6 protein-coding genes are annotated in these 12,992 nt (G+C 72.8%); 2 read left to right on the forward strand and 4 right to left on the reverse strand.

Annotation, left to right across the window (positions count from 1 at the left end):
• Positions 1-25: 25 nt before the first annotated feature.
• On the reverse strand, positions 26-6,697 hold the full coding sequence (locus ACFY30_RS03370; protein WP_390843478.1) for an SDR family NAD(P)-dependent oxidoreductase: 6,672 nt from the start codon (positions 6,695-6,697) through the stop codon (positions 26-28).
• A complete protein-coding gene (locus ACFY30_RS03375) occupies positions 6,694-8,475 on the reverse strand; it encodes a fatty acyl-AMP ligase (protein ID WP_390843479.1) in 1,782 nt (593 codons plus the stop codon). The genes ACFY30_RS03370 and ACFY30_RS03375 overlap by 4 nt, the downstream gene beginning before the upstream one ends.
• A gap of 360 nt (positions 8,476-8,835) precedes the next feature.
• Between ACFY30_RS03375 and ACFY30_RS03380 the strand changes: the two genes are divergently transcribed.
• Both ACFY30_RS03380 and ACFY30_RS03385 read left to right on the forward strand, forming a co-directional pair.
• The gene (locus ACFY30_RS03380; protein WP_390843480.1) at positions 8,836-10,251 is read left to right on the forward strand and encodes an MFS transporter; all 1,416 of its coding nucleotides are present in this window, start codon (positions 8,836-8,838) and stop codon (positions 10,249-10,251) included.
• A 201-nt stretch (positions 10,252-10,452) separates the two neighbouring features.
• Positions 10,453-10,779: a carboxymuconolactone decarboxylase family protein gene (locus ACFY30_RS03385; protein ID WP_390843481.1), complete on the forward strand. Its 327-nt coding sequence runs from the start codon at positions 10,453-10,455 to the stop codon at positions 10,777-10,779.
• 83 nt (positions 10,780-10,862) lie between these two features.
• Here the strand turns inward: ACFY30_RS03385 and glmM are convergent, their stop codons facing one another.
• Both glmM and rpsI read right to left on the reverse strand, forming a co-directional pair.
• Positions 10,863-12,221: a phosphoglucosamine mutase gene (gene glmM / locus ACFY30_RS03390; RefSeq protein WP_390843482.1), complete on the reverse strand. Its 1,359-nt coding sequence runs from the start codon at positions 12,219-12,221 to the stop codon at positions 10,863-10,865.
• A 254-nt stretch (positions 12,222-12,475) separates the two neighbouring features.
• Positions 12,476-12,988, reverse strand: coding sequence for a 30S ribosomal protein S9 (gene rpsI, locus ACFY30_RS03395; protein ID WP_390658139.1), 513 nt, complete (start codon positions 12,986-12,988; stop codon positions 12,476-12,478).
• Positions 12,989-12,992 lie beyond the last annotated feature (4 nt).

A 12,992-nucleotide genomic window follows, 5' to 3' on the forward strand; every position in this document is an offset into this window, starting at 1 on the left:
CCGCGGAACAGGCGCGGTGCGCCGATCACTCGGCCGGCCACCCCAGGGCGCGGATGAGGTGCCGCGCGATGGTCTGCACGTGGGGCGGGTCGATCACCGACAGATGGTCGCCGCCCACGGGGACGATCTCCAGGGACGGGCACAGGGGCGCCCAGCCGAGGTCGGCGTCCTGGCGCAGGTAGCGCGGATCCAGCGCGGTGGTGAGCTTCTGCGGCTGCTGGGCGCGGTAGAGCACCACATGCCCGTCGTAAGGACGCGGAGCGTACCGCTCGCCGACGCGGGCATCGACGTACGAGGTCCGCTGGTGCTCCATGATCCCCGGGCTCATGTCGAGGCCGGCGTCGGCGACGAGCCGCATGATGACGTCGATCTGCTGGTCGTCCGGGGTGGCCGCCAGCTCCTCGTAGGGCAGGTCGAGGCGGTGACCGTACGTCTTCTCGATGTACTCGGCGAAACGGCCGAAGCGTTCGAGCAGGAACTCCGGTGACTCCCGCTGCTGCAGGGCGGCGGGCAGGATGGTGTCGATCAGCCCGAGGTATCCGATGCCCTGCCCCTCCTGGGTCAGCTGGCGGGCCACCTCGTAGGCGAGACAGCCTCCGAAGGACCAGCCGAGCAGGTGGTAGGGCCCTTCCGGCTGGATGTCCCGGATGAGCGTGCGGTAGTGGGCCGCCTTCTCCTCCATCGTGCTCAGCTCGTCGATCCGCTCCATCCCGTACACCGGCTGCCCTTCCGGCAGCAGGCCCGTCAGGGGCAGATAGACCGAGGTCGGCCCGCCGGCGGGGTGGAAGGTGAACAGCGGGGGCCGCGGTGACCCCGTGCCCGCGGGGCGCAGGGTGGTGACGGCGGACGGGCCGGTCCGGTTCACCACCGGCCGGATCAGTTCGGCGATGGCCGCGACGGTGCGGTGGGCGAGGACGGCGTCGGCCGTGAGGCTCAGCTGGGTGTCGTTGCCCAGGCGCCGGTGGATGACGTCCGCCATGGCCGCGGCGGCACGCCGGTCCCCGCCGGCGGTGGTGAAGTCCTCACGGATGTCCTTGGGCCCCTCGGGCAGGACCTCCGCCCAGGCGCTCGCGACCAGCCGTTCCGCGGCGTCCCTGGCCCCCAGGGAGCTGGGCAGCGCGGGGGCGGACCGCCGGGCCGCCGGCGTGTCGTCCCTCGCGGGTGCGGAGGCAGCCGTGGGTTCCGCGGAGTCGAGTCCGAGCTGTTCCAGCACCGCCCGGCCGAGTTCGCGCAGACTGGCGCCGCGCAGCAGGCGGGGGGCGGCGAGGTCGACGCCGAAGTCCTGGCGGACCGAGTTGCGGATCCGCACCGCCATCAGGGAGTCCAGTCCCAGTTCGGTCAGCGCGGTCGTCTCGCTGAGTTCGTGGGTGCCGAACCCCATGATGGCGGCCGTCCTCCTGACCAGGCGGGCGTACACCGCGTCCGGGGCGGAGCCGCCGAGGGCCGTGATGCCGGCGGGGCCGGCCCAGTCGTCGCCGCCGACCGCGCCGTCCTCCAGCACGTCGGTGAAGAAGGGGATCGCCGACAGGCCGGGGAACGCCGCCAGCACGCGCTCCGTGTCGAGGTGGACGACGCCGACGTGGGTGCGGTTGAGGGTGACGAGAGCCTGCAGGGCGTCCATTCCCTCGCCCAGCCGGATGGGCTCCAGGGCCAGCGCCGGGTTGGCGGCCTCCGCCCCGATGTTCTCCCAGGGGCCCCAGGCGAGGGAGGTGGCGGGCAGGCCCGCGGCTCTGCGGTGGTGGGCCACGGCGTCGAGCCAGGCGTTGGCGGCCGCGTACGCGGACTGTCCCGGTGAGCCGAGGAGGGCGGCGGCGGAGCTGTAGATCACCCACCAGTCCAGGTCGTGCCCGGCGATGGCCGCCTCCAGGTGGCGGGCCCCGACGGTCTTCGGCCGCAGCACCGTGTCGACGTCCGCCGGTTCGAGGTCCGTGATCATGCGGTCGTGCAGGACACCGGCGCAGTGCGCGACGCCGCGCAGGGTGTGGCCCTCGGCGAGGGCGGCCCGCACCAGGCTCGGGGCGACCTCCGGTTCCGCGATGTCCCCCTGGACCACCTCGACGGAGGTTCCCCGGGCCCGCAACTCGTCCAGCACGGCCAGGGCCTCGGCCCCGGGGGCCCGGCGGCCGTTGAGCACGATGCGGCCGGCGCCCTGTTCGGCGAGCCGGCCCGCTGTCGCCAGGCCGAGTCCGGTCAGGCCACCGGTGATGACGTAGGCGCCGTCGGGACGGGCGAACGCCACCTGCTCGTCGCGCTGTGAGGTGAGGTCGGCGCGGGCGAGGCGGGCGGTGAGCCGGGTTCCGGTCCGCCAGGCGATCTCGTCGGCGTCGCCGCTCGCGAGCAGTTCCTGGACGAGGTCGTCGAGCGCGCCGGGCTGTTTGTCGACGTCCACCAGCGAGGCCCGCAGCTGGGGGTGTTCGAGGGCCAGGACCCGGACCAGTCCCCGCAGGCAGGCCAGGTGCGGCGTGCCGGGTTCGCCGGGTGCCGTGGCCTGCGCCAGCACGGTGGCCATCCACAGGCGCGGTGGTTGCCGGCCGGTGGCGTCGGCCAGGCGGCGGGCCAGCCGTGCCGCCGTGCGCAGGGGCCGCATGTCGTCGTCGCGGTCCTGCTGCGGGAGGAACAGGACGACGGCGCTGGGGCCGTCCCGCGGGGTGTCCAGCCAGGCGTCGAGCGCGGCGTCGCAGGCGTCCTCCCCGGCACCGGCGGGCGTGACCTCGACACCGCAGGCTTCCAGTGCCGACGCGAGTGCGGCCGTGGTGCCGTCGGCGGGGTCCGGCTCGTCGCTGACGAGGAGGGCACGGTGCAGGCGGCCCGGCGGCAGCGGGGCGGTGGACTTCTCCCACCGGATGTCGTAGGCGCACGACTCCAGCGGCCGGGGCACTTCGTGCCGCTCGATGGGACGCATCTGCACGAACCGGGCCACGATGCCGCTCGTGGCGCCCTGGGCGCTGACATGCCACCGCCCGCCTTCGGCGTCCGCCGCGTCGGCCCCGTCGGCGGGCGCGCAGTGGATGTCGTAGCCGGTGTCGAAGATGCCCGGCCCCTTGATGTGCAGGGAGCGCACGGCGACCGGGACGGTGTGCTCCGTGGCCCGGCCCGCGCGGTCGGCGCCCGGCGGCGTGTGGGCGGCGCCGGGTGCTTCCAGCAGGGCGGTCAGCAGGTGGGCGTAGGACGGCCGGTGCGGGCGCTGGAGTTCCTCGGGCGCGAAGTGCCGGACGAGGGCCGGTGCCGGCTCCGCGTCGGGGTGGTGCCCGCCCAGGGGGTCGGGATCGCTGGTGATACGGGCCGAGGCGTAGCAGCGCCAGGCCGCGCCGGTGTCGCGGGCGTGCAGGGACAGGGAGCCGTGGGTGCGGGAGGCCGGTTCCCACACCACGGTCAGGGGGGTGCTGCTGGAGAGGGCGAGCCACTGGTGAATCCGCAGGTCCTCGATGCCGAGGTGGGTGATGCCCTCGCGGGCCCACAGGTCCAGGCCGGCCTCGATCATCAGTTCCGCGGCCTCGGCCAGGGTCAGCACCGCTCGGTCGTGGACCGTGCCCCGGGGGCCGTGCCGGCGGATGCCGACGTCGCCCTGCCACAGCGCGGCGCCGGTCCTCGGGTCGTCGGTGCGCACGCCCAGCAGGGGGTGGCCCGCGGCGTCGGCCGAGGGGGCGGGCCGGGGGAACCAGAACCGTTCGTGCCGCCAGGCGGGGGTGGGCAGCGGGGTCCGCGCACCGGCGGGCCACAGGTCGCCGGTCATCGTGACACCGGCGAAGTGCAGCCTGGCCAGGGCGGCGCGTACGTCGACGGTGTCGTCGGCGTTCTTGTGCAGGGTCGGGACGACCAGGGCCTGGTCGCCGCCAGGGGTCGCGTCGAGGGTCTCGGTGAGCGGGACGACGGCGATGGGGTGGGGCGAGATCTCCAGGAACAGGGTGTGCCCGTCCTCGACGGCCGCGGCCACCGCGTGCTGCAGGCGCACCGGGCGGCGGACGTTGGCGCACCAGTAGTCCGCGTCCGCGCCCGGTTCCGTGCGGGCGTCGTCGAGGGCCGTGCTGTACCAGGGCGTGGTGGGGATGCGCGGGCGCAGGCCGGCGAGGTCGTCGCGCAGGGGCGTGAGGATGGGATCGACGGCGGCCGAGTGACCGGCTCCGCCGACCTCCAGGAGCCGGGCGAGATGTCCCTGCTCGGTCAGCTCGTCCACCAGATCGCGCACCGCCTGGGCGGGCCCGGCCACCGTGCAGCGCTGGGGCGAGGAGTGGACGGCGACCTCGACCCCGGGGTAGCGGCCGAGGACGTCCGTGCGGGACTCCGCGGGCAGCTCGATCGCGGCCATCGCCCCGGCCTGTTCGGCGTCGATGGTGGCGAGGCGGGCCGAGCGGCGGACGATGACACGGACTGCGTCGTCGGCGTCGAGAGCGCCGGCGACCACGGCGGCCGTGACCTCGCCCATCGAGTGACCGATGACGGCGGCGGGTTCCACGCCGTACGCCTGCACGGTCCGCGCCAGGGCCAGCTGGAGTCCGAAGAGCAGCGGCTGGGCCCGGTCCACGGTCCGGCCGGAACCGGAGGTGAGCAGGTCGGTCAGCGAGGAGCCGGTCTCCGCGCGGAAGGCCGGGTCGAGCGCGGACACCTGGGCGGCGAAGAGGGCGTCCTCGGTCAGCAGGCGACGCCCCATGCCCTCCCACTGCGAGCCGTATCCGGAGAAGACGAAGACCGGCCGGCGCGCCGTGGACGGCTGCTCCGCCCGGGCGTCGGCGCACGGGGGGACCACGCCGGGCACGGTCTCACCCCGGGCCAGCGCGGCGAGCTTGGCGACCGCCTCGGGGCGGGTCCGCGCGACGACCGCGGCGCAGGACGGGCCACGGCGGTGCGCGGCGAGCGTGTGGGCGGCGTCGGTGAGGGCGGGAGCGCCGTCGGCGGCCAGCCACCGCGACAGGCTCACGGCCACGTCGGGCAGCCGGTCCGGGGAACGGGCGGACACCACCAGGATGTGCGGGGGCACTCCCGCTTCGTCGTCGTCCCGCGCGTCCCGCGCGGGCCCGGGAACGGTGGGCGGCGCCTGCTCCAGGACGGCGTGGGCGTTCGTACCGCCGAACCCGAAGGCGGACACACCGGCGCGGCCGGGGCGGTCGTCGGGGGCGGGCCACGCGGTCGGTTCGGTGACCACGCGCAGGCCCAGCTCGGTGAAGTCGATGTGCGGATTGGGGGTGTGGAAGTGCAGGCTGGGCGGGATACGGCCGTGGTGCAGGGCCAGCGCGGTCTTGATCAGGCCGATGATGCCGGCCGCGCCCTCCAGGTGGCCCAGGTTGCTCTTGACCGATCCGATCAGCAGCGGCCGGTCGGGCCGTCTGTCACGTCCGACGACCGCGCCGAGGGCCGACGCCTCGATGGGGTCGCCCAGCAGGGTGCCCGTGCCGTGCGCCTCGACGTAGTCGACGTCGGCGGCGTCGATCCGCGCGTCCCGCAGCGCCGCGCGCAACAGCGCCTCCTGCGCCGTCGGGTTGGGAGCCATCAGGCCCGCCGACCGGCCGTCCTGGTTCACGGCTGTGCCCCGGATGACGGCGATGATCCGGTCGCCGTCGCGCCGGGCGTCGGCGAGCCGCTTGAGCACGACGACGCCGCAGCCCTCACCGCGGGTGATGCCGTCCGCGGCGGCGTCGAACGGCTTGCACCTGCCGTCCGCGGCCAGCGCCCCGGCCTGTTCGAACGAGGCGGTGACCGCCGGGGACAGCAGCACGTTCACCCCCGCGGCCAGCGCCGTGTCGCACTCCCGGCTGCGCAGGCTGCGGCAGGCCAGGTGCACGGCCACGAGGGACGACGAGCAGGCCGAGTCGGTGGTGATGCTGGGGCCGCGGAGGTCGAGCAGGTAGGACACGCGGTTGGCGACGATGCTGCCGGCGGCGCCGGTGCTCGTCCACGGTGTCAGGCGGGTGGGGTCCGAGGTGGTCAGATGCCCGTACTCGAGGGCGCTCAGGCCCACGAACACGCCGGTGGAGGTGGCCTGGAGGGCGTGGGCGGGTACTCCCGCGTGGTCCAGCGCCTCGCAGCCGACTTCGAGCACCAGCCGCTGCTGGGGATCCATGACCTCGGCCTCGTGGGGCGTGACGCCGAAGAACCTCGCGTCGAATCCCTCGATGTCGTCGAGGAAGGCGCCCCACCGCGTGGTGGACTCCATCAGCGCGGTGACGTCGGGCGCCGTGCCGGCGAAGTTCGTCCAGCGCGCTTCGGGCACCTGGCCGACCGCGTCCGTTCCCGCCAGCAGCCGCTCCCAGAACGCGTCCGGCCCGTGGACGTTGCCGGGCAGCCGGCATCCGATGCCGACGATGGCGACGGCGCCGTCGTCGTCGGGAGCGCCGGCCGCCGCTGCGCCGGCCGTACGGGGCTGCTCGTCCGCTTCCGCGGTGCCGGTGTCGTCGGCGGCCGCCAGGGTGCTGACCAGCTGGCCGATGGTGGGGTGCTCCCACAGCAACGTGGCGGACAGCGACCGGTCGAGCATCTTCTCCAGCTCACCGGTCAGTCCGACGGCGTCGCGGGAGGTGAGGCCGTACTCCGCCAGCGGGCGGGCGTCGTCGAGTTGTTCCGGGGAGATGCCACTGATGTCCGAGACCAGCCGCACCAGCGCGTTCCGCAGTTCGGTGACGCCCGATCCGGAATCCCTGTCCCTGGTGGAGCCGGTGGTCCGGGCGTCCTCGGCCGGCTCCTGGTGTCCGCCTGGTCGCTTCATGCGGTGCCGGCCTCCGTCTGTGCTCGCGTGTCGGAACTCCAGGCGCCCTGGAGGTAGCGCTCACGGCAGGCGCCACGGGCGACCTTGCCACTGGTGGTGTGCGGTACGGTGCCGGGCCCGGCCAGGACGAAGTCGTGGACGGCGACGGCGTGAGCGGTGGAGACCGCGGCGCGGACGGCCCGGGTCGCCTCCTCCAGGACGCTGTGCGGCGCCGCGAGATCACGGGCGTGCTCGGCGACGACGACCAGGCGTTCCCCGTCGTCGGTGAGGACGGAGAACGCCGCGGTGTGATGGCGCCGGACGGCCGGGTGGGCGCTCTCGACGGTCTGCTCGATGTCCTGCGGATAGTGGTTGGTGCCGTCGATGATCACGAGGTCCTTGATGCGGCCGGTGATGTAGAGCTGGCCGTCGTGACGCAGTCCCAGATCGCCGGTGCGCAGCCAGTGCCCGGTGGCGTCGGCCGGATCGTCGCCGTGGAGGGTGGCGCGGAAGGTGGCGTCGCTCTGTTCGGGGCGTCCCCAGTACCCGCGCCCGATGTTGGGGCCGCGAAGCCAGATCTCGCCGACGTGCCCGTCCTCCAGACGGACGTGGGTGGCCGGGTCGACGATGGCGGCCTCCTGGCGGGTGGGCCGTCCGCAGCCGACCAGGCGGGTCACCGCCCGCCCGTCGGGGGCGTCTGCCACCCGGGCGGTGCCGGCCGCCAGCGCGTCACGGTCGAAGCAGGTGACGGTCGGTTCCTCCCCCGCCGGTGAGGCGGAGACGAAGACGGTCGCCTCGGCCAGCCCGTAGGACGGGCGCATGGCGGTGGGGACCGCGCCGGCCGGGGCGAACGCCTGCTGGAACCGGCGGAGCGTCTGCTCGGCGATGGGTTCGCTGCCGTTGACCATGGCGGCGACCGGTCCCAGCGCCAGTTCGCCGCGCTCCTCCTCGGTGACGCGGCGCACGCAGTAGTCGTAGGCGAAGTTGGGGGCGGCGGTGAGCGCTCCCGGATGCCGGGTCAGCAACCTCAGCCATCTGACGGGCTGTTGGACGAAGGCCAGTGGATCCATCAGCACGGAGTGGACGTGGCCCACCACGGGCAGCACGATCGCCAGAACGAGCCCCATGTCGTGGTAGAGCGGCAGCCAGCCGACAGTGCAGTTGCGCCCGGCGCGGATGTCGTAGGCCTCCAGCGCCTGGCGCGCGTTGGCGCAGACGTTGGCGTGGGTGATCTCCACACCGGAGGGCACACGGGTGGAGCCCGAGGTGTACTGCAGATAGGCGCAGTCCTCGGGTCGGGGATGAAACGTCCCCGCACCGGTCGGTACGTCCCCGGGCGCGGGCCCCGAGACCAGGTCCTGCTCGGTGACCACGCGCAGACGCAGGCCGTCCTGGTTGGCGCAGAACTTCTCCGCGGCCTGCTGCGCGTCGGCGCTGGTGAGGGCGAGCACCGGATCGGCGTCGGCGAGGACGGCGGCGAGCTTCTCCGCGTGGCCGGGCAGGTCCGGGGGGAAGAGGGGCACGGCGAGCGCGCCGGCGCACGTGGCCGCGAGGAAGCCGACGACGTAGTCCAGGTTCTGCGGTCCCACGACGGCCACGCGCTCGCCTGCCGCGCCCTGGTGGCGCAGCGCCGCCGCGAGGGTGCGTACCCGCGTCTCCAGCCGGCGCCATGTCAGACGGGACGGGACGCCGTCGCGGTCGCTGCCGAAGTCCACGAAAGTGAACGCTGTTTCGTCGGGTGTTCGTGCTGCGGCCCGAGCGAGATGGTGGCTGATCGTGTCTCTCACGGTTTCCAGCACTGAGTCACCGAACCTTCGTTCTGGGCAAGGAATGGACTCCGCGGCCGTCAGGTTATGGGGCGGAACTGATGACAGCCGTCGCCACCCATCACCGCTTTCCGCTCATAGTCATAGTGGCGAGCGATCAGCCAAACACGGATATATGCCGGGCTTCCAGTGACACGCCGAGGCGGCTGTCCGGCCGCCGTCCGTCGTCAGGACCCCCGCGAGTCGCGCTCGATATCACCGGAGTGCGGCGTATGCAGGAGGGGCCCGAAGAACGTGACTGCCCCTCCGACCTCTCCCCCGCTGCCCGAGGCAGGTTCCGTGACTCGACCGCGTGTCATCGCCCTTTTTGTGGCAGTCCTTTTGCCGTCGTTCATGACGGCCCTGGACAACACCATCGTCAATGTGGCACTGCCTCAAATCCAAGCCGAACTCGCATTGAGCGAGGCCGACTTGAAGTGGGTGGCGGCCATTTATCAGCTCGTCCTCGCCAGCTTTCTCCTGCTGGGCGGACATCTGGCCGACACGGCCGGGCGGCGGGCGACGCTGCTGCTCGGCGTCGCCGTCTTCACCCTCGCCTCGGCCGGGTGCGGCACGGCGGTCTCCGGGGTGGTCCTGATCGCCTGCCGGGGGCTTCAGGGAGCGGGCGCGGCACTGATCCTGCCGGCCTCACTGGCGGTGCTGTCGCACGATCTGCCGCCCCGCGTGCGCAACGCGGCCTTCAGCGCGATGACCGCCACGCTGGCCTCGGCGCTGGCCCTGGGACCCGTGGTCTCCGGTGTCATGACGCAGCACCTGGGCTGGGAGTCCGTGTTCGCCATGAACGTGCCCTTCGGATGCGTGAGTCTGCTCGTCGGCTGCGTCGTCCCCCGGCGCGCCCCCGCGGCCCGCTCCTCGGCCGCGCCGCCGGCCCCCCTTTCCCTTCGCGTGGTCGCCCTGGCCTGTTGCGCGCTGGCGGCCCTCGCGCACTGTCTGATCGAAGGGCCCGAAAGGGGCTTCGTCAGCGTTCCCGTGGCCATGTCGGGGGTCATTTTCGTCGCCTCGGCCGTCGGCCTGTCGTACGAGGTGACGCTGGGCCGGAACACCGCGCTGCGGCTTCTCTTTCGGCAACGGCCCTTCGTCGGCGGAATCATCACGCAGTTGCTGTGGGGGCTGAGCGTGAGCGGGGTCTATTTCTTCACGTCCCAATTCCTGCAGAACGGTCTCGGTCTGGCCCCGACGTCGGCCGGACTGGCGTTTGTCCCCGTCGCTTTTTCGCTGCTCGTCGCCGCCCCCTTCATTGCCAGGACGGCACGCCGCTGGGGAGACGGACGAATCTCCGCCGTGGGCCTGCTCATGGTGGGCCTCGGGCTGCTGATGGTCGCCCTCGGCAGCTCCCGGGGAAGCCTCATCCCTATTCTTCCGGGACTTTCGACCATCGGCCTCGGCTCAGCGCTGGCCGTTCCACTGACCACCCGCGCGCTGGAATCCTCGCCCGATCACCTTTCCGGTATCGCCGCCGGATTGTTCAGCGCCATCCGCGAGGCGTCCGGAGTCGTCGGGATCGCCTTCGTGGGCGCGATGGTGTCGTTCGTCGAGCACGCCGCGACCGCCGCGGGCTCCGGCACCGCGGACGCCTTCCTCTCCGGCTACCAGGCCGGCCTGTGCCTGGCCTCCGCGATGGTCGGGGCGGCAGCCCCCGTCGCGTTGTGGGCGCTGCGACGCCACGGCGGCGCGGGACACCGCGCCACCGGTCACGGCGGACCCGGCAGTCCGCATCAGGCGGATCCCGCCGCGCCGAAGGGGTCGTAGGCCGTGTCCGACGCTTCGGAGACCACGACCGAGGGTGCGGACGACGCGACACGTCCCCGGAGCGCCCGGCCGTCCCTCGGCAGGCGAGCCGCGGGAAACGGTCTTACGGTCGAGTGGTAGGCGCTGCACCGAGTGGAGAGCCTTTGTGTGCTGCCGCCGGATGATCTCCCCCCTCGCGACACCAACAGGAGGCGCTTCACCATGGCCACAGCATCCGAAACCCCCGTGCTGGACACCCTCGCCGCGATGACGGTCGACTCGATCGAGCGGTGCGGGCTGACCCAGGACACGTTCATGCTCACCCGGATCGCGGCCCTCGCCGCTTCGGACGCCCCGCCGATCTCCTACGTCGCCAACCTCGACCCGGCCGTCCAGGCCGGCCTCACCGCCGAGAAACTGCAGGATGTCCTGGTCGCCATCGCCCCCATCGTGGGCACGGCCCGCGTCATGACGGCAGCGGGCAACATCGCCAGAGCACTCGGCATCACGATCGCGGTCGCAGAGGCCGAGGCGCAGGCTCAGGGCTGAACGCGCAGACGTCACCCGAGCCGTGAGCGACCGGCGCCGCCAGGACGCCGGTCCCCCACGCGGATCCGCGTTCAGCCGCGTACTCAGCCCAGCGCGGACTTCACCGCGTCGGCCAGTCGGGCGGCGACCGAGCGGGCCTGGTCGATGTCCGCGGCCTCGACCATGACGCGTACGAGCGGCTCGGTACCCGACGGCCGCAGCAGCACCCGCCCGGTGGAGCCGAGCTCCCCTTCCGCGTCGGCGACGGCCGCGGCGAGCTCCGTGGAGGAGGACACCCGGGACTTGTCGACGTCGGGCACGTTGATCAGCACCTGGGGCAGCCGCTCCATCACGGAGGCCAGGTCCCGCAGCGACCGCCCGGTCTCCGCGACCCGGGCGGCGAGCATGAGCCCGGTCAGCGTCCCGTCCCCGGTGGTCGCGTGATCGAGGATGATCACGTGCCCGGACTGCTCGCCGCCCAGCGCGTACCCGTGCTCCTTCATCTCCTCCAGCACATACCGGTCCCCGACCGCCGCCTGGACGAGGTGGATGCCCTCCCGCTCCATGGCGAGCTTGAAGCCGAGGTTGGACATGACGGTGGCGACGACGGTGTCCGACCGCAGCGCCCCCCGCTCCCGCATGGCCAGCGCCAGCACGGAGAGGATCTGGTCGCCGTCGATCTCCGCGCCGGTGTGGTCCACGGCGAGGCACCGGTCCGCGTCCCCGTCGTGGGCGACGCCGAAGTCCGCGCCGTGCTCGACGACGGCGGCCTTCAGCTTCTCCAGATGCGTCGATCCGCACCCGTCGTTGATGTTGAGCCCGTCCGGCGCGGCACCTATCGTCACGATCTCCGCGCCCGCCCGCGTGAACGCCTCGGGCGACACCCGGGCGGCAGCGCCGTGCGCCTCGTCGAGCACGATCTTCAGCCCGTCGAGCCGGTTCGGCAGTACGGCGACCAGGTGGGCGACGTACCGGTCGAACCCCTCGTCGTACGTCCGCACCCGGCCGACCCCGGCGCCGGTCGGCCGCTCCCACGGCTCACCGCGCCGGTGCTCCTCGTACACGTTCTCGATCTTGTCCTCGAGCTCGTCGGCGAGCTTGTGGCCGCCGCGCGCGAAGAACTTGACGCCGTTGTCGGGCATGGCGTTGTGGCTGGCGGAGAGCATCACGCCGAGGTCGGCGCCGAGCACCCCGGTGAGATAGGCCACGGCGGGCGTCGGCAGCACGCCGACCTTCAGCACGTCCACGCCGGCGCTGGCGAGGCCGGCCACGACGGCGGCCTCCAGGAACTCCCCGGACGCGCGCGGGTCCCGTCCCACGACAGCCACCGGCCGGTGACCCTCGAAGGTGCCCGCCTCGGCCAGCACGTGCGCGGCCGCGACGGACAGACCGAGCGCCATCTCGGCCGTCAGATCCGCGTTGGCGACACCGCGCACGCCGTCCGTGCCGAAGAGTCGTCCCACTTGTCCTCCTGAGGAAGCATCAGTTTCAAAAGCCGTGCGGGGGCGTCGAATGAGCTGCGGCGGCTCCCGCATTCAGGCATTTGATGCCTTGAACATCCGATCACACAAGCCTTTGAGCACCTTGTGCCGTTATACGCCCACGATGGTGAGAAAACGAACGCCCCGACGGCACTGTGGCGTGCCGCCGGGGCGTTCGGAGTACGCAGGGAGCGAGCCGGAGCTCGCTCCGTACACGTACGAGCAGGCAGCGAAGCTTAGCGCTTGCTGTACTGCGGAGCCTTGCGGGCCTTCTTCAGACCGGCCTTCTTCCGCTCGACCGCGCGGTCGTCGCGGCGGAGGAAGCCGGCCTTCTTCAGCGCGCCGCGGTTGTTGTCGACGTCCGCCTCGTTCAGCGCACGGGCGACACCGAGACGGAGCGCACCGGCCTGACCGGAGACACCGCCACCGGCGATGCGGGCGACGACGTCGTAGCGGCCCTCGAGCTCGAGAACCTTGAACGGCTCGTTGACTTCCTGCTGGTGCACCTTGTTCGGGAAGTAGTCCTCGAGGGTGCGACCGTTGATCTTCCACTTGCCGGTGCCCGGAACGATCCGGACGCGGGCGATGGCGTTCTTGCGACGGCCCAGGCCGGCGGCCGGCTGCGGGTCGCCGAAGCGGGAGGCCAGCGACTCCGAGGTGTACTCGCCCTCGACGGGGACCTCGGACTCGGTGGTGTAGCTGTCGATGTCAAGCTCTTCGAGCGGCTGCTCGGCAGTGGTCTCGGCCACGGTG

It is taken from the genome of Streptomyces sp. NPDC000345 (assembly GCF_042898825.1).
Classification (GTDB): Bacteria; Actinomycetota; Actinomycetes; order Streptomycetales; family Streptomycetaceae; genus Streptomyces.

What these genes read in the sequence shown, in the direction of transcription:
- ACFY30_RS03370 (WP_390843478.1), bottom strand. Translation starts at nt 6,697, where the DNA reads ATGAAGCGACCAGGCGGACACCAGGAGCCGGCCGAGGACGCCCGGACC.
- ACFY30_RS03380 (WP_390843480.1), top strand. Translation starts at nt 8,836, where the DNA reads ATGACGGCCCTGGACAACACCATCGTCAATGTGGCACTGCCTCAAATC.
- ACFY30_RS03385 (WP_390843481.1), top strand. Translation starts at nt 10,453, where the DNA reads ATGGCCACAGCATCCGAAACCCCCGTGCTGGACACCCTCGCCGCGATG.